The sequence below is a fragment of the Superficieibacter sp. genome, assembly GCF_032071645.1.
Lineage (GTDB): Bacteria > Pseudomonadota > Gammaproteobacteria > Enterobacterales > Enterobacteriaceae > Superficieibacter.
Map to the genome: position 1 here is coordinate 743513 of NZ_DAMAPU010000001.1, position 25751 is coordinate 769263.

The window sequence follows — 25751 nt, forward strand, 5'->3', positions numbered from 1 at the left end:
ATAACTATAAAGCGGATGTTTATTTTGCATCCCGCTGTAAAACACCCCCGTTGATATGGGATGTAAAAAAAGAGGTATTTGTGTCAACTGCAAACAAAAAACCAGCTGAAAGCGTGAGCATGAACGCTTTCAAACAACCCAAAGCGTTTTATCTCATCTTTTCAATAGAATTATGGGAGCGTTTTGGCTTCTATGGCCTGCAAGGGATCATGGCCGTCTACCTGGTCAGACAACTGGGTATGACCGAAACGGATTCCATCACTCTGTTTTCATCTTTTAGTGCCCTGGTGTACGGTCTGGTCGCGATCGGCGGCTGGCTGGGCGATAAGGTCCTCGGAACTAAACGCGTTATTATGCTGGGCGCTATCGTGCTTGCCATTGGTTATGCGCTGGTTGCCTGGTCCGGTCACGACGTTGCCATTGTCTATATGGGTATGGCCACAATTGCGGTAGGTAACGGTCTGTTTAAAGCAAACCCGTCCTCCCTGCTTTCCACCTGCTATGCCAAAAATGACCCGCGTCTTGATGGCGCATTCACCATGTACTACATGGCGGTCAACATTGGCTCGTTCCTGTCCATGATCGCGACACCGTGGCTGGCCGACAAATACGGCTGGAGCACCGCCTTCGCCCTCAGCGTTGTGGGTATGCTGATCACCGTAGTGAACTTCGCATTCTGCCAGCGCTGGGTCAAACAGTACGGCTCCAAACCAGACTTCGAACCGCTGCAGTTCGGGAAGCTGCTGATGACCATCGTCGGCATCGTGGCACTGATTGCGGTTGCAACCTGGCTGCTGCACAACCAGGGTGTTGCACGTATGACGCTGGGCGTCGTCGCTCTCGGTATCGTGTGCATCTTCGGTAAAGAAGCGCTGGCAATGAACGGCGCAGGCCGCCGTAAAATGATCGTGGCGTTCATTCTGATGCTACAGGCGATTATCTTCTTCGTGCTGTATAGCCAAATGCCGACCTCACTGAACTTTTTCGCCATCCACAACGTTGACCCGTCGATTTTGGGTATATCCGTTCAGCCAGAGCAGTTCCAGGCGCTTAACCCGTTCTGGATCATTATCGGTAGCCCGATTCTGGCAGCGACCTACAACAAGATGGGCGATACTCTGCCGATGCCGATGAAATTTGCGGTTGGCATGGTGCTGTGTTCAGCCGCATTCCTCGTGCTGCCGCTGGGTGCGAAATTCGCCAGCGATGCGGGCATTGTCTCCTCTGGCTGGCTGGTGTTCAGCTACGCGATGCAAAGTATTGGCGAATTGATGATCTCCGGTCTGGGTCTGGCAATGGTCGCGCAGTTGGTACCGCAGCGTCTGATGGGCTTCATCATGGGTAGCTGGTTCCTGACCACCGCAGGCGCAAACCTGATTGGCGGCTATGTGGCGAACCTGATGGCCGTCCCGTCTGACGTTAACGATCCGCTCCAGTCTCTGGTTGTTTATGGTGATGTCTTCCTGAAAATCGGTATCGCAACGGCCGTTATCGCCGTTCTGATGCTGCTGACCGCGCCGAAGCTTAACCGTATGACCTTAAACGATGAGAACGACGTTCGCGCAGAGCAAAAACCTGCCGTATAACGTTTGTCGGGAAACGCATAAAGAGAAGCCGCTAACCTGTTAGCGGCTTTTTTTTTATCCAAAGTCGCCCTACCATATAGCTACGCATCCCGTTGCCCTTAAGGAGTTTGACCGATGAAGCTATATTATAAACCCGGTGCCTGTTCCCTCGCGTCGCACATTATTTTGCGCGAAAGCGGTCTCGACTTTACGCTGGAGAAAGTCGATCTGGCGAACAAGCGGCTGGAAAATGGCGATGACTTTTTAAATATGAATCCGAAGGGCCAGGTACCAACGCTGCTGCTGGATGACAATGCCATCCTGACCGAAGGGGTGGCGATTATGCAGTTTATTGCCGATAGCGTCGCGGACCGACAGCTTCTCGCTTCGCCGGGCAGCATGGCGCGTTACCGGGCACTGGAGTGGCTCAATTATGTTGCTACCGAACTGCACAAAGGGTTTACCCCGCTGTTTCGCCCGGATACCCCGGAGGACTATAAACCGACGGTGCGCGCTCTGCTGGAGAAAAAGCTGCGCTTTGTGGACGAGGCATTGGGTGACAAGCCGTGGATCGGCGGAACGCGCTTTACGATCGCCGACGCGTATCTGTTTACCGTGCTGCGCTGGGCGCGGGCGGTAAAACTGGAGATGAGCGGCTTAAATCATATTCAGGCTTACATGGAGCGGGTCGCGGCCCGTCCTGCGGTAGCAGCGGCGCTGGCAGCGGAAGGTCTGTAAGACGATGCGTTTTTAGCAATAAAAAAAGCGCGGTTTCCCGCGCTTTTTTATGCCGTTTACGGCTTACTTCCAGCAAACGAGGCAGTAGTTTTTCTTACCGCGACGCAGCAGCGTATAACGCCCGAACAGGCGATCGCTGTCGGCAAAGGTGTATTCCGGGTCAGCCTGTTTTTCACCGTTGACCGTAACCGCATTAGACGCAATGGTCTTACGCGCCTGTCCACGTGAAGGCTGAAGTTCAGAGTCCACCAGCGCCTGCATCAGATCCGCGCCCTTCTCCATTTCAACCATCGGCACGCCATCCTGCGCCAGTTGCTCGAAGTCCGCTTCGCTCAGCGCGCTTAGCGTACCGTTGAACAGGCTTTCAGTAATGCGTTTTGCCGCCGTGAGACCTTCTTCACCGTGTACCAGACGTGTGACTAATTCAGCCAGCACGTACTGCGCGCGCGGTGCCTTACCGCTGTTTTTGTCTTCTTCTTCCAGGGCGTTGATCTCTTCAAGCTCCATAAAGGTGAAGAACTTCAGGAAGCGGTAAACGTCGGCGTCGGCGGTGTTGATCCAGAACTGGTAGAATTTGTACGGGCTGGTTTTCTTCGGATCGAGCCACACCGCGCCGCCTTCGGTTTTACCGAATTTAGTCCCGTCCGCTTTGGTGATCAGCGGCACGGTCAGGCCAAAGACCTGGTTTTGGTGCAGGCGACGGGTCAAATCGATACCCGAAGTGATGTTGCCCCACTGGTCGGAGCCGCCGATTTGCAGCGTCACGCCGTGCAGTTTGTTCAGGCAGGCGAAGTCATAGCCCTGAAGTAAATTGTAGGAAAACTCGGTGAAAGAGATACCCACGTCATCACGATTCAGGCGCTGCTTAACCGCTTCTTTGTTGATCATCTGATTAACAGAGAAGTGCTTACCAATGTCGCGCAGGAACGTCAGCACGTTCATGCCGCTAAACCAGTCATAGTTGTTGGCGGCAATAGCGGCGTTTTCACCGCCGTCGAAATCAAGGAACGGCGCAACCTGGCGGCGGATTTTTTCTACCCACTCCTGCACCGTATCTTCGGTATTCAACTTACGCTCGGTCGCTTTGAAGCTGGGATCGCCAATCAGACCCGTTGCGCCACCGACCAGGGCGACCGGTTTATGCCCGGCTTGCTGGAAGCGTTTCAGGCATAACAAAGGAACAAGATGCCCCAAATGCAAGCTATCAGCGGTGGGATCGAAACCGCAATAGAGTGCAATTGGCCCTTGCGCCAGTCGCTCTGCTAACGCTTCTTCGTCCGTTACCTGGGCTACCAGCCCCCGCTCTTGCAATTGTTTAATCAAGTTACTGCTTGCCATCAAAATCTCCATGTATAAAACGACTGTACCTTTGCCGGTACACGACTCTTCGCCTGATGCGAAGGAAATATAGAATAAAGCGCCGCAATCAGTTGTACCAGAACATAAAACAACATTTTGCCATCATTACGGCGCGAGACGATCTATTTTCCACTCATTTCCATCACGCTGGTATAAAAAACGGTCATGCAGGCGATGTTCACCACCCTGCCAGAATTCCATTTGATCAAAGCGCACGCGGAAACCGCCCCAGAAGCTCGGCAGAGGAACTTCACCCTGCTGGAATTTCTGTTTCAGTTCGAGGAATTTGCTTTCCAGAATACCGCGCGCGGAGATACGGCTGGACTGTTTTGACACCCAGGCACCAATCTGGCTGTCACGCGGGCGGCTGTGGAAATATTTCACCACTTCCAGAGTAGAAAGACGCTCAGCCTGGCCGATGACCATTACCTGACGCTCAAGCATATGCCACGGAAAAAGCAGGCTGATACGCGGATTATTTTCTAACTGGTGCGCCTTGCGGCTGCCAAGGTTGGTATAAAAGACCAGCCCTTTTTCATCGTAATGCTTGAGCAGGACGATGCGCTGATAAGGCTGTCCCTGTTCATCAACGGTGGCAACCACCATGGCCGTAGGGTCGGCAAGACGGGCTTCGCAGGCCTGGGCAAGCCAGCGCTCAAACAGGGCGAGCGGTTCGGCAGGAAGATCGTGGCGGCGCAGGCCGCCCCGGGTATATTCACGGCGCAAATGCGCGATGTGCTGTAAATCGTCGTTATCTGGCATAGCGTCAACCTGAACGAAAAAGTCATCATGTCAGGCTATTGTGCGCTGCGCCGGGTTAAATCTCAACGTTGGGCGGTGGCTAACTGACAGTTATTCAGTACGATACGATCCCGATTGTAGACCGTGGCACCGTCATCCTTCGACCAGAAAACCCAGATACCATCGGTATAACGCGTACCGGAAGCGGATAAGCCCTGTTTCAGCGTCAGCGGTTTATCATCATAGATAAAGTGAACTTCCTGGCGCGTATTATTAAGCTGAACGGTCAGCGGTTTTTCATCACACTGATATTCCAGCGTATCGGTGTGCATCCGCTCAACCATTTGTCCGTAATAACTGCACCCTGCCAGCATGAAAGGGAGGACGGCGAGAGCTATTTTTTTCATCAGACTTTTCCTTCAGACATTCAGGATGCGGGAGGATAAATGCATCCTCCCTGATGCGGACAGTCTAATGACAGAACGGGTGGCGGGAATTCGGTTAACTCCGATTTTGCCTCGGGTTTGCCGGAAAAATAGCGCCCAGAACGCTGGCCTCTGAAGCCCCGGTGACCGAGGGTAAATTTCCCGGCTGTCCGGCAATCGTGCGCCATGCCAGCCAGGCAAACGCCAGCGCTTCCATATCATCGCCGGAAATGCCGGCCTCGTCAGTGGTGGACACTTCGGTGCCGGGTAACAGCCCGGCAAGACGCGCCATTAGCAGCGGATTACGGCTACCGCCGCCGCAAACCAGCAGTCGATCGCAGCCACCGCTTAGCAAAACCTGCTCGCTAATAGTGACCGACGTGAGTTCCGCAAGCGTCGCCTGCACGTCTACCGCACTCAGCCCCGGATAGCGCGTCAGCAGCGACTGAAGCCAGCCAAAATTGAAATATTCTCTGCCGGTGCTTTTGGGCGCAGGCGCGGAGAAGTAAGGATCGCTGAGCATATCCTGCAACAGCGGAATGATGACTTTCCCTTCGCTGGCCCATTGCGCGTCCTGGTCGTAGGGTTTTTGCTGGTGACGCCAAATCCACGCGTCCATCAGCATATTTCCCGGCCCGGTATCGTACCCCCCCACCGCTCTGCCGGGGATTAACAGCGACAGATTGGCAATGCCGCCAATATTCAGCACCATCCGCCGCTCGGTGGGATGCGCCAGCAGCGCATGGTGAAACGCCGGAACCAGCGGCGCGCCCTGACCGCCGAGGGCGATATCGCGGCGGCGAAAATCACCGACCACGGTCACACCGGTGCGGGCGACGATGTGATTGTTATCCCCGATTTGTAGGGTATGCGGCGCATCCCCCACCGGTTCGTGCCAGACGGTTTGCCCATGACAGCCAATGGCCACCACATCTTCCGGGCGTAGTCCTTCACGGGTCATCAGGGCCTGCACCGCGTCGGCAAACAGGATACCCAGACGGGTATCAAGCCGACCAAACTGTGAAAGCGTGAGCTGCTGCCCCTGGCAGACCGCCAGAATCGCCTCTTTCAGCGCTATGGGCATCGGCCAGGTCAGGCTCGCCTGCTGCGCCACCATATGCTCATCGATCGTGGCAAGCACCACATCCACACCATCAAGGCTGGTCCCTGACATAACGCCAATATAGCGACCCGATATCATACGTCTTCCTTAATTTGCCGGACTGAAGGACTTCACTCCATCATAAACTGAACGCTAATGCTATGATGCATTAATCATTTTTACCAATATTTGCAGGCTGTAAAGCGGCATATTCGCTTCGTTGAGGCAATGTTCATGAAAAGCAGATTATTATTTTTACTAAAGTTTTACCGCAGCAAATGATCTGTCGCGCTGAAACGCATATAATTGATCCCAGACGGATGCTCGCCTGAGCTTTCTTGGTGAACAGGAGATTCATAAATGATTTTACGTGTGTTAGCCGTTTCGATGATCGGTTTTACTCTTGCGGGCTGTGTCAGTAATAGCGGCCTGTCGGGCGATGTTTACACAGCGTCGGAGGCCAAGCAGGTACAGAATGTCTCCTACGGTACTATCGTTCATGTCCGTCCTGTGCAAATTCAGGGTGGTAACGAATCTAACGCGATCGGTGCTATCGGTGGCGCGGTACTGGGTGGATTCCTGGGTAATACCATCGGGGGTGGCGCAGGCCGTTCACTGGCCACCGCAGCCGGTGCCGTAGCTGGTGGCGTTGCAGGCCAGGGCGTTCAGGGTTCAATGAACAAAACCCAGGGCGTTGAGCTGGAAATCCGTAAGGATGACGGTAATACCATCATGGTGGTGCAGAAACAGGGTGATTCCCGGTTCGCTGCGGGTCAGCGTGTGGCAATGGCCAGCAACGGCAGCCAGATTACCGTCTCCCCTCGCTAATCAACCTGCGTGCGTGATGAGCCATCATCACGCACCTGTTTGACCTGAATCCCCTTTCCCACATTCAGAAAACACATCAATTATTTTAATAATATTTATAATACGAATGTATTAATTTTCCGTTTCCCGGTATTTCTTTGCTTGCGCGCAATATTCCCGTTATTTATAAGTTATAGGATAGTTAATAAACAGGCCAGATGCCTGATTTATGGACAGAAACGCCGTCAGGTGCTTCATTGAGCAAAAGGAATCTCCTCTATGACTGACAAAAAATACGGCTTACAGCGCTATTTTCTTTTCTTTGCTATTTGTTTTATTGTGATTACCCTGCTGGAGCTGGCCTTCAAATCGATGATCCATGCCGGACAAGATCTGCCGCCGCTGCTTTTTCCCGCAATGACCATTTTTCTGCTGATATTTCACATCATGGTTGCCGGGTTTATGGTGATGAAATATCTGTGCGATAAACAACATCTCTATTTAATGGCGATAGCCTGTGCCTTCACCGGTTCGGCGGTCATGATGCTTGGTACGCTCAGCAGTTTTCCCGACTGGTTTCTGTGCCACACGACCGCCCTCGTTAATTATAATGACGCAATTATCTTTTTTACCTTTCGCAATATTATGATGGCGGTGTTATTCATCGTCTCCATCGTTCTTTTCCGGCAGCCCAAATGGGCCGCGCGCGGCGCGTTATTCCATACGTTTATTCTTAGCGGGATTATAACGTTTACATTACTGATGCTACTTCTGGCATATTTATATTCCAGCTATAACCCAATTTTAAGCGTATCGCTGGTAGATAATGAAACCCACACTTTCACCCCGCTCTGGAATGATTTTTTTAGCTGGGTATTAATCGCCACCTGGAGTCTGACGCTGGTGCTATTGCTGCGCGTCACCCGCTTATGCAGCACCTTCTGGTTCAGCGGTGCATTTTTTTGTACCTGTTATATCCTGACGATGATATTTCTTCTTTCGGATCATAATAGTGACGGCCTTGCCTGGTATCAGGCACGCTTTTTCGAAACCAGTTCTACGCTGTTTATTATTTTCACCCTGCTGTATGACATTTTTCATCTGTATCAGGATTCACAAAATAAGTATCTGGACTCTTATCAGAACGCCATCCGCGATCCGCTGACGCGCCTGCATAACCGCAGCTACTTTTACGACACGCTGGTGAAAAATCTTGCGGTGGCCTCGCCGATGCAGCCGGTTTCTGTCATCGTCAGCGATCTGGACCGCTTTAAGCGTATTAACGATACCTATGGCCATTTGCAGGGAGATAAGGTGATTCAGTTTGTGGCGACTGTCCTGCAGGATGCCGTGCACATTGATGATATTGCGGCACGGATTGGGGGCGAAGAGTTCGCCCTGCTGCTGGTGAACACCCCGGCGCAGAATGCGTTAATTGTGGCTGAACGCATTCGTCAGACTATCGCCCAACACGATGCAGCATCCAGCCAGCAACAGTTGCCGGAAGCGATCACTATTTCAATGGGGGTGTATACCGCCACCAGCGACGCGCTGACGGCAGAAGCCTGCGTTGAACGGGCTGATAAAGCCATGTATCAGGCCAAACAGACCGGGCGCAATCGCGTGGTGGTATGGGAGGAGCCTCGCCCGTCGCAAGGCTCCGCCATTAACCTTTCGCCTGAAGCTCAATAATATTTTGCTCAAGTCGACGGATCATGTCGATCAGTGCGTCCATCTCCTCCGGGGAGAAGCCAGAAAGGATTTCTCCCCGCGTTTCACTGATGACATCTTCCATTTGCGCGATCAGCGGCTCGGCCTTTTCAGTGAGCTTGATACGCTTTGCCCGGCGGTCGTTGGCACAGGTCTGGCGAGAAATCAGCCCTTTCTCCTCCAGTTGGTCGAGTGTACGCACCAGGGAGGGTTGCTCAATGCCTATCGCTTTTGCCAGCTGGATCTGCGACTGTTCGGGAGGTAGCTGATGAATATTGTGCAGCGTTACCCAGTGTGTCTGCGTTAGCTCCAGAGGCTTCAGGCGATGGTCAATCAGAGCACGCCAGATTCGCACTAAACGTGCCAGGTCAGATCCTAATGGCGATTCCAATTTCCTCTCCTTATAATTAGCTTGCTAAGTTATTATACTGATTTTAGAATAGTGTGCAGCATTTGTATTCCCAAAACAAATGCATTGCCGCATTCGCTCAGGGAATTGCAATGATTTACACTCAGTATAATCGGCCTGCCGTTTGCAAGGTGCGTTGATGCTAACGAGTCAATGTTCATTTACCGCAAAGGATTTCTGCTCGTGGAGTTGATATTCAATGCTTCAGGATTACTCCTGGAGGATCTGGTGGCTGGTGCATCCATCTACTTTCCCCCGCTGTTTAAAGCCATGGCGCTGGGTTTTTTAATCTGGCTGGTCGTCCATCGCCAGTTGCGTGACTGGATGTACGCAGGCGACATCTGGCATCCGATGCTGATGGATCTCTCCCTGTTTGCGCTTTCAGTGTGTCTGGCGCTGGCTATCCTCGTTTCATGGTAACACTATGTCTTTAAAGAAATTAAAATATTTCTCCACCCTGCTGGTGGTCGCTGTGGCGGTGGTCGCAATTTGGGCGATGTGGAATTTTTACATGCAGTCGCCGTGGACTCGCGATGGCAAAATTCGCGCCGAGCAGGTCAGCATTACGCCGCAGGTTTCCGGCACCGTTCAGACGCTCAACGTCGTGGATAACCAGTTTGTGAAAGCGGGCGACGTGCTATTGCGCCTGGATGAAACTCCGTGGCGCATTGCGGTGCTCAATGCCGAGGCGCAGCTGGCAAAAGCGCGGGCGGACGCCGCAAAAGCCAGCCACGAGGCGGGTCGTCGCCGTAATTTGCCGCAAAGTTATATTTCTGCCGAAGATCTCGACAGTGCCAATATGAATGTTGACGCCATGAAAGCCAGCGTCGCGGTGGCGCAGGCCACGTTGGATCACGCCCGGTGGCAGCTTGAGCAGACCACGGTAAAAGCGCCGGTTGACGGCTGGATCACCAATCTTTCCACCCGCATCGGCAATTATGCCACCGCCGGGCAGCCGCTTTTCGCGCTGGTGGACAGCCACTCTTTCTATGTCATCGGCTACTTCGAGGAAACCAAACTCCGGCACATTCAGCCAGGCCAGACGGCGAAAATCATTCTGTACAGCAGCGATCAGACGTTACAGGGTCACGTTTCCAGTATTGGTCGCGCTATCTATGACCAGAGCCTTGAAAGCGGCAGCGGTCTGGTTGCCGATATTAAGCCCAACATTCCCTGGGTCCGGCTGGCCCAGCGCGTGCCGGTACGCATTGAATTCGATCATCTCCCGGCGGGGTTAACGCTGGTGTCCGGCACCACCTGTAGCGTGGCGATTGGCGAACGCTAATGACCTTTCCTTCATTATCATGGCAGATGCTGCCCTGGTTTAAGGCGTCGCGCGCGCAGTGGCGCTATGCGTTACGCAATGGCATTGCCATGTGCCTGGCGCTGAGCATCGCCTATTATCTCAATCTCGATGAGCCTTACTGGGCGATGACCTCAGCCGCCGTGGTGAGCTTTCCAACGGTGGGCGGAGTGATCAGTAAAAGCTTCGGGCGTATCGCCGGAAGCCTGATGGGCGCGGCAGCGGCGTTGATTATCGCCGGGCATACGCTGGTCGATCCCTGGCTGTTCCTGTTCAGCATTTCAGCGTGGATCGCATTCTGTACCTGGAGCTGTGCATTTTTTAACAATAACGTAGCCTATGCCTTTCAACTGGCGGGCTATACGGCGGCGATCATCGCTTTCCCGGTGATCAACCTCACGGACGCCACAGAATTATGGGTTATTGCCCAGGCGAGGGTTTGCGAAGTCATTCTGGGGATACTGTGCGGGGGCATGATGATGATGATCCTGCCCAGCACCTCTGACGGCAGCGCCCTGCTCAGCGCCCTGAAAAACATGCACGGGCGCTTACTGGAGCACGCTTCGCTGCTCTGGCAGGCGGAGACCACAGACGCCATGCGTACCGCGCACGAAGGCGTGATCCGCCAGATTCTGACCATGAATCTGCTGCGCATTCAGGCATTCTGGAGCCATTACCGTTTTCGACGGCAGAACACGCTGCCGAATTATCTTCTGCATCAGCAATTGCGGATGACCAGTATCATTTCCAGCCTGCGGCGGATGCTGCTTAACTGGCCGCAACCGCCGCAGAATATCGCCCAGGTATTAAAGGATCTCATTCAGGCGTTGGCTCGCCCTGACGCCGATTTTTACGCCGTGGCGCGGGTAATTGCGCCACTGGCTCCTCACGATCCGCTGGATTATCGTCACCAGGCTTTCTGGCAGCGTCTGCGTTATTTTTGCCTGATCTATTTGCGCACCAGCCGCTGGCTAAAAAGAGTGGAAAATGCGTCGGCGGTGACGCAGTTTGCCGTTCCCGCCAGCCCGCCCCTGATGCGTCATACCGATCACGCCGAGGCGCTGTGGAACGGGCTGCGCACCTTTGGCGCGCTGCTGGCCGTCGGCGCGTGGAGTATTAGTACCCAGTGGGATTCCGGCTCGGCGGCGATCACTCTGACGGCAATCTGCTGCGTGCTGTATTCGATAGCGGCCTCACCGCACAATTCCCTCACGCTGCTGCTGCGCACGCTGATCCTGCTATCGCTTTTCAGTTTTGTGGTGAAATTTGGTCTGATGGTGCAAATCACCGATTTGTGGCAATTTTTACTATTTTTGTTCCCGCTGCTGACCACCATGCAACTGCTTAAACTGCTTCAGCCCAGGCAGGCGGGCCTGTGGGGGCAACTGATTGTTTTTATGGGTTCGTTCATCTCCGTGACCAATCCGCCAGCGTATGATTTTGCCGATTTCCTCAACGATAATATCGCCAAAATCCTCGGCGTTGCGGTCGCATGGCTGGCGTTTGCCGTTCTGCGCCCCGTCTCGGATGCACGCAAAGGACGGCGGCATATTCAGGCGTTACGGCGTCACTTTATCGACCAGTTAAGTTCGCATCCGCAAAACAGTGAAAACGAATTTGAATCGCTGGTTTACCACCGGATCAGCCAGCTTAGCAGTAGTCAGGACGAGCTGGCGCGGCGCTGGCTGCTGCGCTGGGGAGTGGTGCTTCTGAATTGTAGTCATGTGGTGTGGCAGCTTCGCGGCTGGGATACGCGTTCAGATCCGCTGTCCCGCGTGCGGGATGTGTGTATTGCGCATTTACGCAATGTGATGAGCGAACGCGGCGTTCAGCAACGACCGCTGGCGGCAACGTTAAAAGAGTTACAGCGGATTTGCGACAGTCTTTCCCGGCATCATCAACCTGCCGCCAGAGAGCTGGCGGCGATTGTCTGGCGGCTGCAATGCTCTCTGTCACAGCTTGAGCAGGCACCCGCCCCGGACATTACTTGATCACACCGCAGGCAAAGCGTGCCCCGCCACCGCCCAACGGCTCTGGTTTATCGGACATGTTGTCGCCACCGACATGGATCATCAGCGCTTTACCTTTTACTTCATCCAGCTTTTTCAGACGCGGCGCGACCACAGCTTTGTTGGCGTTGCCGTCTTTATCGACCACCAGCACCGGCAGATCGCCGGTATGGCCGTGACCTTCCGGCCCTTCATGCTTACCGGATTTATGCGGATCGAGGTGCCCGCCCGCCGCTTCCGCCGCGCTCGGTTTGCCCTCTTTCATGGCCGGTTCACAACTGCCCATCGCGTGGACGTGAAAACCGCGTTCGCCGGGCGGCAACGCTTTAAGATCGGGCGCAAATTCCAGCCCTTTATCCGTTTCGCTGATTTTGACGTGACCAATCGACTGGCCAATCCCCTGCGAGGTGACCAGATTCATTTCAACATCTTCACTTGCGGCCTGAGCCGCGCCGGTACACACCACCAGCGCTAAAAGTGCCAGATTAAAACGCTTCATATTGCCTCCGATAAATTCAGTGTCCGCGATAAGTGTAAACCACGGACACCGCTTTCACCGGAAAGCGCTTAAAAGCGTGCGTCAGGGCACATCGTAACCCAGTGCCGCTTTGCGAATGCGGAACCACTGCTGACGGGTGAGTTGCAGATGTTGTGCGGCGATAGCCGAACGCACGCGCTCGATCTTGCCTGAACCAATAATAGGTAAAGGCTGCGCGGGCAGACGCAGGATCCAGGCATACACCACCTGCTCAATACTTTCGGCGTTCAGTTCCTGCGCAACCTGAGCCAGTTCATCACGCAGCGGCTGGAAGGAAACATCGTTGAACAGACGCCCGCCACCCAGGCACGACCAGGCCATCGGGCGAATGCGCAGTTGCTGGAGTTGATCGAGCGTACCGTCAAGCAGCAGCGGCTGATGGACCGGCGAGATCTCGACCTGATTGGTGGCAAGCGTAAACGGCAGGCGCGATTGCAGAAGCGAAAACTGACGGGGCGTAAAGTTGGACACCCCAAAATGACGCACTTTACCGCTGTGATGCAGCGCCAGAAAAGCCTCAGCCACTTCGTCAGCGTCCATCAGCGGATCGGGGCGATGGATTAACAGCAGATCCAGACAATCGGTCGCCAGATGGGTCAGCGACTGTTCTGCGCTGCGAACAATATGGTCGCGATCGGTAATATAGTGTCCCAGCGCGTTTTCGGCGCGGGCGGTAGTGGCAATACCACATTTGGTGACAATTTCCATCCGCTGGCGCAGATGCGGGGCAAGTTTCAGGGCTTCACCGAATGCAGCTTCGCACTGGTAGCCACCGTAAATATCGGCATGATCAACGGTGGTAATGCCCAGATCGAGATGCTCTTCAATAAAGCTCACCAACTGGCGGGCGGACATATTCCAGTCCATCAACCGCCAGTAACCCATAACAAAACGCGAGAATTCCGGTCCCTGTGGAGCGAGGGTAATGCGCTGAACCATTGTGTTTTCCTCAACATAGATTTGCGTTGAGTATACGCACTTACGGCGCTAAAAAAGTGAGGGTTGTTGCGGTTCTTCGTCGGAGGGAGCTTTGTTTGCGCGGATTTTACGCAGCAGACGCTGATGGCACAGCCGCAACACCTCCTGTTTTTGCGCATCGCTAAAATTCTCCCAGTTAAAACGTTCTTCCCGGCTACGCATACAGCCACGGCAATACCCGCGCTCATCCGTCTGACAAATGCCACGGCAAGGGCTTTGCAGCGGAAAAAATTCCAGTTGTTGTGCCACTATCGCCTCCCGGTGAGCCATCGTTACTGTTATTGAAGACGCAGATAGCTGAACGCGCAACCTGAAATCGGCACTTGCATTAGACCGACTGGTCTATTACAGTGACGTCATGAACAAACATACTGAACACGGAACGCGCGAACATATTCTTGCCATTGGCGAGCAGCTTTGTATGCATCGCGGTTTTACCGGCATGGGATTAAGTGAGCTGCTGAAAACCGCAGAGGTGCCGAAAGGCTCGTTTTATCACTATTTTCGTTCTAAAGAAGCGTTTGGCGTGGCGATGCTTCACCGGCATTATGAGAACTATCAGCAGGCGCTGACTGTACACTTTTCGGCCGGGCAGCGTGATGCCCGCACGCGTCTGCTTGACTGGTATCAGCAAAATATCGATCAGTTTTGCCAGAACGGCACCATCAGCGGTTGTCTGACGGTAAAACTCTCTGCTGAGGTATGCGATCTTTCTGAAGATATGCGCGCCGAAATGAATCAGGGTGTCAGCATGATCATTTCCCGGCTGGCGCTGGCGCTGGAAAAAGGGCGTGAAGAAAAAAGCCTGGCCTTTAGCGGCGAAGCGTTAACCCATGCGCAGGTCCTGTATTCCCTGTGGCTGGGCGCTAATTTGCAGGCCAAAATGTCGCGCAGCGCACTGCCGCTGGAAAGCGCCTTTGCCCATCTCACAACGATTATTGCAGTGCCCGACTGATGCGGGCATTTTTATTTCATTTATTACCAGACGACCGGTCTACTCAGGAGTGAATATGACAACCGAAAAACTTTTTTCCCCGCTGAAGGTGGGTGCAATTACCGTCCCAAATCGTGTCTTTATGGCTCCCCTCACCCGTCTGCGCAGCATTGAACCGGGTGATATCCCGACGCCGCTGATGGCAGAATACTATCGTCAGCGCGCAAGTTCCGGGCTGATTATCTCTGAAGCCACCCAGATCTCCGCCCAGGCAAAAGGCTACGCGGGTGCGCCGGGTCTGCACAGCCCGGAGCAAATCGCCGCCTGGCAAAAAATTACCGCAGGCGTCCACGCGGAAGACGGCCGCATCGCCGTGCAACTGTGGCACACCGGGCGTATTTCTCACAGCAGCATTCAGCCTGGTGGTCAGGCACCGGTTGCACCGTCTGCGCTGAATGCCGGCACCCGTACCTCACTGCGTGACGAAAAAGGCAACGCCATTCGCGTCGATACCTCCACGCCTCGTGCGCTGGAAACCAGCGAAATTCCGGGTATTGTTGATGACTTCCGTCAGGCGGTCGCTAACGCGCGCGAAGCGGGCTTTGATTTAGTTGAGCTGCACTCCGCACACGGCTACCTGCTGCATCAGTTCCTGTCCCCGTCTTCTAACCAGCGTACTGACCAGTACGGCGGCAGCGTGGAAAATCGCGCCCGTCTGGTACTCGAAGTCATTGATGCAGTCAGTAAAGAGTGGAGCGCCGACCGTATTGGTATTCGCGTCTCCCCGGTCGGCACGTTCCAGAATACGGACAACGGCCCGAACGAAGAAGCCGATGCGCTGTATCTGATCGAAGAGCTGAATAAGCGCGGCATCGCGTATCTGCACATGTCCGAGCCGGACTGGGCAGGCGGCGAACCTTACAGCGACGCTTTCCGCCAGAAAGTGCGCGAGCGCTTCGACGGGGCGATTATTGGCGCGGGTGCCTACACGCCGGAAAAAGCGGAAACGCTGATCGAAAAAGGGCTGATTGACGCGGTGGCTTTTGGCCGTGATTACATTGCCAACCCGGATCTGGTTGAACGTCTGGCCCGCAAAGCAGAACTCAACCCGCAGCGCCCGGAAAGCTTCTATGGCGGTGGCGCTGAAGGCTATACCGATTATCCCACTTTGTAATCGTTCATTGATAGCGGCGGGGATCCGCCGCTATACTAAAACAACGTTTCTTTTTGAAATGTCAGGATAATCATTTAATTTGAGAGGATAAGATGCGCTTACTTCATACCATGCTGCGCGTTGGCGACCTGCAACGTTCCATCGATTTCTATACAAAAGTGCTGGGCATGTCACTGCTGCGTACCAGTGAAAACCCGGAATACAAATACTCTCTCGCTTTTGTTGGCTACGGTCCTGAGAGTGAAGAAGCGGTCATCGAACTGACCTATAACTGGGGCACCGATCGTTACGATCTGGGAACCGCTTACGGTCATATCGCGCTCAGCGTGGATAATGCCGCCGAAGCCTGCGAAAAAATTCGCCAGAACGGGGGCAACGTGACGCGTGAAGCCGGTCCGGTTAAAGGCGGCACCACGGTGATTGCCTTCGTTGAAGATCCTGATGGCTACAAAATTGAGCTGATTGAAGCCAAAGATGCCGGTAAAGGTCTCGGCGCATAATCCCAGGTGGGCCTGTTCTGGCCCGCCCTTTTCTCCTTTCTGCTACTGCAACGCCAGGCAAAATTTGCCATAATGCGCGCTACTTTTTTCGCATAAGAGATACTGATGTCCGATAACGCTCACCTGACTGGTCTGTGCGACCGTTTTCGTGGTTTTTACCCTGTCGTCATTGATGTTGAGACCGCAGGTTTTAATGCCAGAACCGATGCGCTGCTTGAAGTCGCCGCCATTACCCTGAAAATGGACGAACAAGGCTGGCTGATGCCGGACACTACCCTGCATTTCCACGTAGAGCCTTTCGAAGGGGCAAATCTGCAGCCGGAAGCGCTGGCGTTTAACGGTATCGACCCCAGTAATCCGCTGCGTGGCGCGGTCAGCGAATATGACGCTCTGCACGCCATTTTCAAAGCGGTGCGCAAGGGAATTAAAGATCAGGGCTGTAACCGGGCGATTATGGTGGCGCACAATGCCACTTTCGATCACAGCTTTATGATGGCGGCAGCCGAACGCGCGTCGCTGAAGCGCAATCCCTTTCATCCGTTTGTGACCTTTGACACCGCGTCGCTAAGCGGACTGGCGTTGGGGCAAACCGTTTTGTCGAAAGCCTGTGCGGCGGCGGGACTGAATTTTGACAGTAGTCAGGCGCACTCCGCACTCTATGATACCGAGCAAACGGCGCTGTTGTTTTGCGAGATCGTCAACCGCTGGAAACGGCTGGGCGGCTGGCCGCTACCGACGGCCCCGGAACCGGTATGATCAAAAAAGCGACCCGGTTGGGTCGCTTTTTACCGTGGCGGCTTACTGCGCCTGAGAGCCTTCGGCCGGGTACTTCGCCGCAGTCTCTTTGATCAGCGACTGAAGTTCACCGCGCTGATACATTTCGATGATGATATCGCAGCCGCCAACCAGTTCGCCATCCACCCACAGCTGCGGGAAAGTCGGCCAGTTTGCATACTGCGGCAGCTCGGCGCGAATGTCCGGGTTTTGCAGAATATCAACGTAGGCAAAACGCTCGCCGCAGGCAGAAAGTGCCTGAACAGCCTGCGCGGAAAAACCGCAGCTCGGTAATTTCGGGGAGCCTTTCATGTATAGCAGGATTGGATTTTCAGCGATTTGACGCTGAATTTTTTCGATTGTTGTACTCATTGTCATGCTTCCTCAAACTTCTTTTACGGCAGTAGTCTTCCATTGTAGCGTTTCATGCCCGCGACAGAAAATAACATTTTATTCACGCGCTATTATTTTATCGACTTAGCCACCAGGACACCCTGGTAATACGCTTTTCCTGTTCATAAAAGAAATTTATCGCGCACTCTGTGAGCGTTTAGCCGCCAAAATGACGATTTTTTTTGCGCCCGTTAACGAATCGCTATTTTAGATGCAAAAAGACTATTAACTTTCAGGCTTTTTATGCATTAGAATCGTCAGGATTTTTGTCATCACCCGCAGGCATCTTACTTTGCCTGCCCGAATCAGGGGAATGCTCAGTGGCGCGGATAAATAAAGTTTCGATCACGCTCTGTGCTTTACTGTTTACATCGCTCACTTTTTCGCCACTCGCCTTATCATCGGAACAGTCGAGAGCGTCTGCCGTGCAGAAAACGCATCTGGCAAAGACGTCCGGGGCAAAAAACACGAAAACGGCCTCCGCTAAAAAATCCAGCAAATCAACCAGTAAGCCAGCGACAAAAACCAGTAAAAGCAGCAGCAAAAGTAAAACTAAAAGTAAAACCACCCTCACCGCCAGTAAAACCAGCCGCTCTAAAACCCGATTAACCAAAACCGCCGCAGTCAACGTGACGGGAAAATGTACGGTGCGCAAAGGCTATAAAAAGAAATGCCTGAATGCGTCAGCCAAACCGCTGGCATTAAGCGAAGTTCACAAGGTCCGAATGCAAAAAGCGCAGAAAACGGCCATGTCGAAATTAATGAATCAGATTGGCAAACCTTATCACTGGGGCGGTTCTTCTCCACGCACCGGTTTTGATTGCAGCGGTCTGGTTTACTACGCCTATAAAGATTTGGTAAAGATTCCCATCCCGCGCACGGCCAATGAAATGTATCACCTGCGTGATGCGGCTCCGGTCGAGCGCACCAGCCTGGAAAGCGGCGATTTAGTTTTCTTCCGCACCCAGGGACGCGGCACCGCCGATCACGTCGGCGTGTACGTGGGTAACGGCAAATTCATTCAGTCACCGCGTAGCGGTCAGGATATTCAAATCTCCTCGCTGACCGAAGACTACTGGGTTCGTCATTACGTCGGCGCGCGCCGGGTGATGACAGCGAAAAATATCCGCTAATCAAAACCCTGCTGCCAACGCAGCAGGGTTTCCCTCTTCTGCCTCCTGCTTTATTTTGTTAATATACCCATACTTAATATGTGGATATTAAGTTAACAAAATAAAAAGGGAGTCATGCAATGTCGTTTGAATTACCTGCATTACCGTATGCAAAAGAGGCGCTGGAACCGCATATTTCTGCCGAGACGCTGGAATATCATTACGGCAAACATCATCAGGCCTATGTGACCAACCTCAATAACCTCATCAAAGGCACTGAGTGGGAAAACAAAACGCTGGAGCAGATTGTTTGCGGCGCGGAAGGCGGCGTGTTCAATAACGCGGCCCAGGTGTGGAATCATACGTTCTACTGGCACTGCCTGGCACCAAACGCGGGTGGCGAGCCTGGCGCAGAACTGGCAAGCGCGCTTAACGCAGCGTTTGGCAGCGTGAGCGAATTCAAAAAGCAGTTTACCGAGGCGGCAGTTAAAAATTTTGGCGCGGGCTGGACGTGGCTGGTGAAAAAAGCGGACGGCAGCCTGGCTATCGTTTCCACCTCCAATGCCGGTTCGCCGTTGACCAGCACAGACACGCCGTTACTGACCGTGGACGTCTGGGAACATGCCTACTACATTGATTACCGCAATGCCCGCCCGGTTTATCTGGAGCATTTCTGGGCGCTGGTGAACTGGGATTTCGTCGCGCAGAATCTGGCGGCGTAACCGGCAGGCGCAGAAGGTTTTCGCCTTCTGCGCCTGAGCGTAATCAGCGACTGGCGCAGGCTTCACGCTCTGACTGACGGCCGGAGAAGAACACCACCAGCAGGGCCAGACCGGCAATAATCGCCCCCATCACCGGGACAAAGCCGTAACCCAACCCACCAGAAATGACTGCCCCACCGGCCACTGCACCCAGCGCATTACCGAGGTTGAACGCGCCAATATTAACCGATGACGACAGCCCCGGCGCTTCGCTGGCAACCCGCATAACCCGCATTTGTAAGGGCGGAACCACGGCAAAGGTTGCCGCGCCCCATACCAGCATACTGACGGCCGCGCCGAATTCGTTACGCGCCAGCAACGGGATCGCCAGCATAATCGCGATTAGCAACAGCAAAAATCCTTTCAGCGTTGCGCTCACCGAGCGGTCGGCAAATTTGCCCCCCAGATAATTGCCGATGGAAAACCCCGTTCCCACCAGCACCAGCATGACGGTAATAAACGCGGGCGTGGCGTCGGCGATGCTGTGCAGTACCGGCGCAATGTAAGTATAAAGCGTAAACATCGCGCCCGCGCCGAGCACCGTGGTCAACAGCGCGCTTAATACCTGCGGGCGCACCAGCACTGACAGTTCCTGACGCACATTTGGCCGCTCGCCTGCCCCACCTTTCGGCAGCGAGAACCACAGGCTGAGCATCGCGATCACCCCTAATCCGGCCGTCGCCAGAAATGACATCCGCCAGCCGATGGTTTCACCCAGCCACGTCGCCGCCGGAACGCCACCAATATTGGCAATCGTTAGCCCCATAAACATGGTCGCTACCGCGCTGGCCTGTTTATGCTTCGGCACCACGCTCGCCGCCACCACCGATCCAAGGCCAAAAAACGCCCCGTGGTTAAGGCTGGTGACTATACGCGACAGCATCAGGGTCGTGTAATCAGGCGCGATGGCAGAAAGCACGTTGCCGAGGGTAAAGATGGCCATCAGGAAGATCAGCGCATTACGCCGCGCTCGGTGTGACAATAATAACGTCATCACCGGCGCGCCCACCATCACGCCAACGGCATAGGCGCTGATCAACATTCCGGCGGTAGGTATAGAGACGCCCACGCCCTCGGCGATGGTCGGCAGCAATCCCATCGGAGAAAACTCGGTGGTGCCAATACCAAACGCCCCAATTGCGAGCGCCAGCAAGGGGTAATTCACTTTCATTCACAGACTCCGTTTCAGCCGTCGAAATAACGGCACGACGAAAAGATGTCAAAAGCATGACATTAATCACAAAAAAACAGAAGTTACATAAATGGCAAAAGAGTATTGCGGAAAAGAGAACAATCAGCGAGGGAGGTGGCCCTCCCCCGGAAAATCAATGCAGCGCAGCAACCAGACCGCTGGCAACAATCAGACCCAGAACAATAATCGTCGTTACCAGAGAAAACTTAAGATCGGTACTCATCAATTTTTACTCCTTGTTATTACCCTGTGAAAAGTGAGCTTGTTCATTTTTACACACCTGACGGTGAAAATCTTGCCTGATTTAGATTGATCGCCATTTTTTCGCTTTCCCTTTTGCTCAGAATCGGCCAAAATTCCACGCTTAATTATAAGCGTACCAGCCATTGACCCCCACCTGACGTTCTGTGTCGTTTTCCCGGCCTGTTGCAATCATCACATTTTGCGCCAGGGGTGTGTGCAGGCAAACGTTTACCTTTATTTGCAGGCGTTCAGTAATCGGGTCTGGAGTAAGATTTTAATGGCAACAATTAAAGATGTCGCGAAGCGCGCAAACGTTTCCACTACAACCGTATCACATGTTATTAACAAAACGCGTTTTGTAGCGGAAGACACTCGTGAGGCGGTATGGGCGGCGATAAAAGAACTTCACTATTCCCCGAGTGCGGTTGCCCGCAGTCTGAAGGTCAACCACACTAAATCAATTGGCCTGCTGGCGACCAGCAGCGAAGCCGCCTATTTTGCGGAAATTATTGAGGCGGTCGAGAAAAGCTGTTTCCAGAAAGGCTATACCCTGATCCTCGGTAACGCCTGGAACGATATTGAAAAACAGCAGGCCTATCTGTCGATGATGGCGCAAAAGCGCGTCGATGGCCTGCTGGTCATGTGTTCTGAATATCCGGCTCCCCTGCTGACCATGCTCGAAGAGTACCGGCATATTCCAATGGTGGTAATGGACTGGGGCGAGGCGAAAGCTGACTTCACCGACTCGGTCATTGATAACGCATTTGAAGGCGGCTACATGGCCGGGCGCTACCTGATCGAACGCGGGCACCGGGACATCGGTATTATCCCCGGCGCCCTGGAGCGCAATACCGGCGCAGGTCGCCTGAGCGGTTTCCTGAAGGCGATGGAAGAAGCGCAGATCACTATTCCGCAGCCGTGGATTGTGCAGGGTGATTTTGAACCGGAATCCGGCTACCACGCGATGCAGCAGATCCTTAATCAGGCCCATCGCCCGACGGCGGTCTTTTGCGGCGGTGATATTATGGCCATGGGCGCACTGTGCGCCGCTGATGAAATGGGTCTGCGGGTGCCGCAGGATATTTCAGTCATTGGCTATGATAACGTGCGCAACGCGGAGTTTTTTACTCCGGCGCTGACCACCATCCATCAGCCGAAGGATTCCCTCGGCGAAGCGGCGTTTAATATGCTGCTGGATCGTATCGTTAATAAACGCGTCGAGTCGAAGTCCATTGAAGTGCATCCGCGCCTGGTCGAACGTCGCTCGGTGGCCGACGGCCCGTTTGTGGACTATCGGCGTTAAGTTATTCATCGGGAGCCGCAGCGTCCGGCTCCCGCAGCCATTCCCGGTTCAGCGTTTCACTGTCCCCCAGATACTCCAGCAGCCACGCCAGCGCAGGTGAGATATCGCTTTGCTGCCAGGTCAGGCAGCAGGCGGCATCAGGAAAAGGATTTTCAAGTTCCAGCGCCCGCCACTTTCCGTTGTCAATCCACGGACGGGCAAAATGCGCGGGCACCATCGCCACGCACAGTCCGGCGGAAATACAGGTTGCCGACGATCCCCAGTCCGGCACCACGACCCGTTTCTGATTATCCAGTAGCCAGGTAATGCGCTTGGGCAGCGAACGCGAGGTGTCTTCACGTACCAGCGACGGCCAGTTGCGCAACTCATCATCGCTCAGCGGCCCCGGCAGACTCGCCAGCGGATGATCGTGGGCGACCACGCAGCGCCAGCTTAGCATTCCCATATCGCGAAACGCGTAGCGCCCGCCGACCGGGATCGCCTGGGTTGCGCCAATGGCCAGCTCCACCCGCCCGTCGGCGAGGGCATCCCAGACACCGTTAAACACTTCCTGGAAGACAATAAGCTCCACGTCGGGAAAGTGACGGTAAAAATCGACAATCATCTGCCGGGTTCGCTCCGGGCGGACAATATTATCCACCGCAATCGGCAACTGACTGCGCCAGCCGTGAGCGATTTGCTGGCACTGCTGACGGGTGATCTGCATTTTTTTGATAACAGTCCGCCCTTCTTTCAAAAACCAGCTCCCGGCAGGCGTTAATTCCACATCCCGGTGCCGCCGCTCAAAGAGACTAACGCCCAGCCATTCCTCCATTTGCCGCACGGTATAGCTGACCGCAGAAGGCACACGATGCAATTCCTGGGCAGCAGCGCTGAAACTGCCGTTGCGTGCGACCGCATCTATCACTTCGAGGGAATATTCCGACCACATTTTCTGCCTGCAAATTTTTTGATGTCACCGCGCAAATATTAGCGTTTCACAAGCCGGAATGCACTGCCTACACTCTGGCGCACTATCATCTGTCATCAATAAGAGAATAACGATGCAACCTGGAAAAGGTTTTCTGGTCTGGCTTGCCGGGCTGAGCGTGCTGGGTTTTCTGGCCACCGACATGTATTTACCGGCGTTTGCGGCGATCCAGCGCGACCTGAATACTCCAGCCGCTGCGGTCAGCGCCAGCTTAAGTCTGTTTCTGGCAGGCTTCGCACTGACCCAGTTAATTTGGGGACCATTGTCGGATCGTTACGGCCGGCGTCCGGTTCTGCTAAGCGGGCTGGCTATTTTTGCGCTCGGTTGCCTGGGGATGCTCTGGGTTCAGGATGCCACCACCCTGCTGATCCTGCGGTTTGTCCAGGCGGCAGGTGTCTGCGCGGCGGCGGTCACCTGGCAGGCGATGGTCACCGATTATTATCCGGCCCAACGAATTAATCGTATCTTCGCCACCATCATGCCGCTGGTCGGGCTTTCTCCGGCGCTGGCACCGCTGCTGGGAAGCTGGCTGCTGGTACATTTTGACTGGCGGGCGATTTTCGCCACTCTTTTCGTTATTACGATCCTGCTGATGCTGCCCGCCCTGCGTCTGAAACCCGCCCCGAAAAAAGCGCCTGAAGATCGCAGTCCCCTGACGTTTGCGACCCTGTTGCGTTCGCGCCCGTATTGCGGCAACGTGCTGATTTATGCCGCCTGCTCTGCCAGCTTCTTTGCCTGGCTCACGGGTTCACCGTTTATTCTTAGCGCGATGGGCTATGGGCCTGGCGTGATTGGCCTGAGCTATGTACCGCAAACTATCGCTTTTCTGGCCGGTGGCTACGGCTGTCGCGCTGCGCTGCAAAAATGGCAGGGTGCGCGTCTGCTGCCCTGGCTGCTGAGCGTTTATGCATTAAGCGTGGTGGCGACCTGGGGCATCGGCCTGAGCGACGGAGCTTCTCTGACTGCATTGTTAATCCCGTTTTGCATCATGGCGCTGGTCAACGGAGCGATTTACCCGATTGTGGTCGCCCAGGCCTTACGCCCCTTCCCGCAGGCCACGGGACGCGCCGCCGCGCTTCAGAACACGTTACAGCTCGGGTTATGTTTCCTGGCAAGCCTGGCGGTTTCCTCGCTGATGGCAACGCCGCTATTGACCACCACCAGCGTGATGCTGGCGACCGTATTGCTGGCGGGACTGGGCTATCGGATGCAGCGTAACGGCAACGTCACCGTCGCACACGATGAAGATAAAAAGTCCTGTCGCGCCTGATTATGTTGTATGCATGTAATTAGCTTGCTAAGACTTTTGTATTGAATCAGCGAGTTTAGCGTCCTATACTGGTTTTCGTTGTCTTATAATTACGATAAATCAGTGATACTTAGCGGGTGGAGGAACTCACCCGTTTTAACCACGGATGGCATTTCGGCAAGGGTACTCTCCCTTCCTCTGTTTCTACGTCGGATAGCAGGCTTACGGATTTTCCGTGAGATTTCTCACAACCCAAAATAGCATCTACGCTGTTAAAAGGTTCTGATCACATACGCGTGATGGAGAAGCTATGAGTTCATCGTGTATAGAAGACGTTAACATCCCGGATGATGACTGGTATCGCATTACTAATGAGTTACTCAGTCGTGCCGGAATCGCCATTAACGGCACCGCCCCTTATGATGTGCGGATCAAAAACCCGCAGTTCTTCCGGCGCGTGTTGCAGGAGGGTTCACTCGGCCTGGGGGAAAGTTACATGGACGGCTGGTGGGAATGTGACCGGCTGGATATATTTTTTACCAAAGTGCTGCGTGCCGGGCTGGAAAGCCAGCTCCCTCACCATCTGAAAGATACCCTGCGCGTTGCCGCCGGTCGCCTGTTCAATCTGCAAAGTAAAAAAAGAGCCTGGATTGTCGGCAAAGAACATTACGATCTTGGTAACGACCTGTTCAGCCGAATGCTTGATCCGTACATGCAGTATTCCTGCGCCTACTGGAAAGAAGCCGATAATCTGGTGGATGCGCAGCGTGCCAAACTGCAACTTATCTGCGAAAAATTGCAGCTTGAGCCGGGGATGCGGGTACTGGATATCGGCTGCGGCTGGGGCGGTCTGGCGTCGTGGATGGCGAAAAATTATGACGTAAGCGTCACCGGCGTCACCATTTCCGCCGAGCAGCAAAAGATGGCGCAGGCGCGCTGTGAAGGTCTGGACGTGACCATTCTGCTTGAAGATTATCGCGATTTGCAGGATCAGTTTGACCGCATTGTGTCGGTCGGAATGTTTGAGCACGTCGGCCCCAAAAACTATAAAACCTATTTTGAAATTGTTGACCGTAACCTGAAACCGGACGGTATTTTCCTGCTGCACACTATCGGTTCGAAAAAAACCGACAATAATGTCGATCCGTGGATTGATAAATACATCTTCCCGAACGGCTGCCTGCCCTCAGTGCGCCAGATTGCTGTCGCCAGCGAGCCGCATTTTGTGATGGAGGACTGGCATAATTTTGGTGCCGATTACGATAAAACGCTGATGGCCTGGCACGAGCGCTTTATCGAATCCTGGCCAGAAATTGCGGATAACTATTCGGAGCGTTTCCGGCGGATGTTCAGCTATTACCTGAATGCCTGTGCTGGCGCCTTTCGCGCGCGGGATATTCAGCTCTGGCAGGTGGTATTTTCGCGCGGCGTGGAAAACGGCCTGCGGGTCGCGCGTTAATCG

General features: G+C 54.1%; 28 protein-coding genes. 16 read left to right on the forward strand and 12 right to left on the reverse strand.

Going from position 1 to position 25751, the window contains the following annotated elements; translation table 11 throughout:
- The first annotated feature begins 80 nt into the window (after positions 1 to 80).
- Complete coding sequence (gene dtpA, locus RT197_RS03785) at positions 81 to 1586, forward strand: dipeptide/tripeptide permease DtpA (protein ID WP_312947344.1); 1506 nt, start codon at positions 81 to 83, stop codon at positions 1584 to 1586.
- 114 nt (positions 1587 to 1700) lie between these two features.
- On the forward strand, positions 1701 to 2303 hold the full coding sequence (gene gstA, locus RT197_RS03790) for a glutathione transferase GstA (protein WP_312947346.1): 603 nt from the start codon (positions 1701 to 1703) through the stop codon (positions 2301 to 2303).
- A gap of 63 nt (positions 2304 to 2366) precedes the next feature.
- On the opposite strand, the gene tyrS is transcribed toward gstA, so the two are convergent.
- From tyrS to anmK, 4 genes are all read right to left on the reverse strand, one after another.
- On the reverse strand, positions 2367 to 3641 hold the full coding sequence (gene tyrS / locus RT197_RS03795; protein WP_312947348.1) for a tyrosine--tRNA ligase: 1275 nt from the start codon (positions 3639 to 3641) through the stop codon (positions 2367 to 2369).
- Positions 3642 to 3767: 126 nt separating this feature from the next.
- Positions 3768 to 4424: a pyridoxamine 5'-phosphate oxidase gene (gene pdxH / locus RT197_RS03800; RefSeq protein ID WP_312947351.1), complete on the reverse strand. Its 657-nt coding sequence runs from the start codon at positions 4422 to 4424 to the stop codon at positions 3768 to 3770.
- A gap of 62 nt (positions 4425 to 4486) precedes the next feature.
- Positions 4487 to 4810, reverse strand: a complete 324-nt coding sequence (gene mliC / locus RT197_RS03805; protein WP_312947353.1) for a C-type lysozyme inhibitor — start codon at positions 4808 to 4810, stop codon at positions 4487 to 4489.
- Positions 4811 to 4904: 94 nt separating this feature from the next.
- Positions 4905 to 6029, reverse strand: a complete 1125-nt coding sequence (anmK, locus tag RT197_RS03810; RefSeq protein WP_312947356.1) for an anhydro-N-acetylmuramic acid kinase — start codon at positions 6027 to 6029, stop codon at positions 4905 to 4907.
- 261 nt (positions 6030 to 6290) lie between these two features.
- On the opposite strand from anmK, the gene slyB reads away from it, so the two are divergent.
- Entirely contained in the window at positions 6291 to 6758 is a 468-nt protein-coding gene (gene slyB, locus RT197_RS03815; RefSeq protein WP_312947358.1) for an outer membrane lipoprotein SlyB, read from the forward strand.
- 258 nt (positions 6759 to 7016) lie between these two features.
- Positions 7017 to 8429: a GGDEF domain-containing protein gene (locus RT197_RS03820; RefSeq protein WP_312947360.1), complete on the forward strand. Its 1413-nt coding sequence runs from the start codon at positions 7017 to 7019 to the stop codon at positions 8427 to 8429.
- On the opposite strand, the gene slyA is transcribed toward RT197_RS03820, so the two are convergent.
- On the reverse strand, positions 8404 to 8838 hold the full coding sequence (slyA, locus tag RT197_RS03825) for a transcriptional regulator SlyA (RefSeq protein ID WP_312947361.1): 435 nt from the start codon (positions 8836 to 8838) through the stop codon (positions 8404 to 8406). The genes RT197_RS03820 and slyA overlap by 26 nt on opposite strands.
- A 171-nt stretch (positions 8839 to 9009) precedes the next feature.
- Between slyA and RT197_RS03830 the strand changes: the two genes are divergently transcribed.
- From RT197_RS03830 to RT197_RS03840, 3 genes are read left to right on the forward strand one after another with little or no spacing between them, the layout of a single operon-like run.
- Positions 9010 to 9276 carry a DUF1656 domain-containing protein gene (locus RT197_RS03830; RefSeq protein ID WP_409529671.1) on the forward strand — a complete coding sequence of 89 codons (267 nt, stop codon included), beginning with the start codon at positions 9010 to 9012 and terminating at the stop codon, positions 9274 to 9276.
- 4 nt (positions 9277 to 9280) lie between these two features.
- Positions 9281 to 10141, forward strand: coding sequence for an HlyD family secretion protein (locus tag RT197_RS03835; RefSeq protein ID WP_312947365.1), 861 nt, complete (start codon positions 9281 to 9283; stop codon positions 10139 to 10141).
- Complete coding sequence (locus tag RT197_RS03840; RefSeq protein ID WP_312947366.1) at positions 10141 to 12150, forward strand: FUSC family protein; 2010 nt, start codon at positions 10141 to 10143, stop codon at positions 12148 to 12150. The genes RT197_RS03835 and RT197_RS03840 overlap by 1 nt, the downstream gene beginning before the upstream one ends.
- On the opposite strand, the gene sodC is transcribed toward RT197_RS03840, so the two are convergent.
- From sodC to RT197_RS03855, 3 genes are all read right to left on the reverse strand, one after another.
- Positions 12143 to 12667: a superoxide dismutase [Cu-Zn] SodC gene (gene sodC / locus RT197_RS03845; protein ID WP_312947368.1), complete on the reverse strand. Its 525-nt coding sequence runs from the start codon at positions 12665 to 12667 to the stop codon at positions 12143 to 12145. The genes RT197_RS03840 and sodC overlap by 8 nt on opposite strands.
- An 81-nt stretch (positions 12668 to 12748) precedes the next feature.
- Positions 12749 to 13645 carry an aldo/keto reductase family oxidoreductase gene (locus RT197_RS03850; protein WP_312947370.1) on the reverse strand — a complete coding sequence of 299 codons (897 nt, stop codon included), beginning with the start codon at positions 13643 to 13645 and terminating at the stop codon, positions 12749 to 12751.
- 48 nt (positions 13646 to 13693) lie between these two features.
- Positions 13694 to 13936, reverse strand: coding sequence for a DUF1289 domain-containing protein (locus RT197_RS03855; protein WP_312947584.1), 243 nt, complete (start codon positions 13934 to 13936; stop codon positions 13694 to 13696).
- A 106-nt stretch (positions 13937 to 14042) separates the two neighbouring features.
- Between RT197_RS03855 and RT197_RS03860 the strand changes: the two genes are divergently transcribed.
- From RT197_RS03860 to rnt, 4 genes are all read left to right on the forward strand, one after another.
- Entirely contained in the window at positions 14043 to 14639 is a 597-nt protein-coding gene (locus RT197_RS03860; RefSeq protein ID WP_312947371.1) for a TetR/AcrR family transcriptional regulator, read from the forward strand.
- Positions 14640 to 14694: 55 nt separating this feature from the next.
- On the forward strand, positions 14695 to 15792 hold the full coding sequence (locus RT197_RS03865) for an alkene reductase (RefSeq protein ID WP_312947373.1): 1098 nt from the start codon (positions 14695 to 14697) through the stop codon (positions 15790 to 15792).
- 92 nt (positions 15793 to 15884) lie between these two features.
- Positions 15885 to 16292, forward strand: a complete 408-nt coding sequence (gene gloA, locus RT197_RS03870) for a lactoylglutathione lyase (RefSeq protein WP_312947375.1) — start codon at positions 15885 to 15887, stop codon at positions 16290 to 16292.
- Between the two features lie 105 nt (positions 16293 to 16397).
- The gene (gene rnt / locus RT197_RS03875) at positions 16398 to 17048 is read left to right on the forward strand and encodes a ribonuclease T (protein ID WP_312947378.1); all 651 of its coding nucleotides are present in this window, start codon (positions 16398 to 16400) and stop codon (positions 17046 to 17048) included.
- Between the two features lie 42 nt (positions 17049 to 17090).
- Here rnt and RT197_RS03880 read toward each other — a convergent pair whose 3' ends face one another.
- The gene (locus tag RT197_RS03880) at positions 17091 to 17438 is read right to left on the reverse strand and encodes a Grx4 family monothiol glutaredoxin (protein WP_312947381.1); all 348 of its coding nucleotides are present in this window, start codon (positions 17436 to 17438) and stop codon (positions 17091 to 17093) included.
- Between the two features lie 341 nt (positions 17439 to 17779).
- Between RT197_RS03880 and RT197_RS03885 the strand changes: the two genes are divergently transcribed.
- On the forward strand, positions 17780 to 18592 hold the full coding sequence (locus RT197_RS03885) for a C40 family peptidase (protein ID WP_312947383.1): 813 nt from the start codon (positions 17780 to 17782) through the stop codon (positions 18590 to 18592).
- Positions 18593 to 18711: 119 nt separating this feature from the next.
- Entirely contained in the window at positions 18712 to 19293 is a 582-nt protein-coding gene (gene sodB, locus RT197_RS03890; RefSeq protein ID WP_312947386.1) for a superoxide dismutase [Fe], read from the forward strand.
- Between the two features lie 43 nt (positions 19294 to 19336).
- Here the strand turns inward: sodB and RT197_RS03895 are convergent, their stop codons facing one another.
- Positions 19337 to 20503, reverse strand: a complete 1167-nt coding sequence (locus RT197_RS03895) for an MFS transporter (RefSeq protein ID WP_312947389.1) — start codon at positions 20501 to 20503, stop codon at positions 19337 to 19339.
- A gap of 154 nt (positions 20504 to 20657) precedes the next feature.
- Positions 20658 to 20747, reverse strand: coding sequence for a YnhF family membrane protein (locus RT197_RS03900; protein ID WP_312947390.1), 90 nt, complete (start codon positions 20745 to 20747; stop codon positions 20658 to 20660).
- Positions 20748 to 21044: 297 nt separating this feature from the next.
- Between RT197_RS03900 and purR the strand changes: the two genes are divergently transcribed.
- Positions 21045 to 22070: an HTH-type transcriptional repressor PurR gene (gene purR, locus RT197_RS03905; protein WP_312947393.1), complete on the forward strand. Its 1026-nt coding sequence runs from the start codon at positions 21045 to 21047 to the stop codon at positions 22068 to 22070.
- A 1-nt stretch (position 22071) separates the two neighbouring features.
- Here purR and punR read toward each other — a convergent pair whose 3' ends face one another.
- Positions 22072 to 23001, reverse strand: a complete 930-nt coding sequence (gene punR / locus RT197_RS03910) for a DNA-binding transcriptional activator PunR (RefSeq protein WP_312947394.1) — start codon at positions 22999 to 23001, stop codon at positions 22072 to 22074.
- A gap of 112 nt (positions 23002 to 23113) precedes the next feature.
- Between punR and punC the strand changes: the two genes are divergently transcribed.
- Positions 23114 to 24310: a purine nucleoside transporter PunC gene (gene punC, locus RT197_RS03915; protein ID WP_312947397.1), complete on the forward strand. Its 1197-nt coding sequence runs from the start codon at positions 23114 to 23116 to the stop codon at positions 24308 to 24310.
- 289 nt (positions 24311 to 24599) lie between these two features.
- On the forward strand, positions 24600 to 25748 hold the full coding sequence (gene cfa / locus RT197_RS03920; protein WP_312947399.1) for a cyclopropane fatty acyl phospholipid synthase: 1149 nt from the start codon (positions 24600 to 24602) through the stop codon (positions 25746 to 25748).
- The last annotated feature ends 3 nt before the right edge of the window (positions 25749 to 25751 follow it).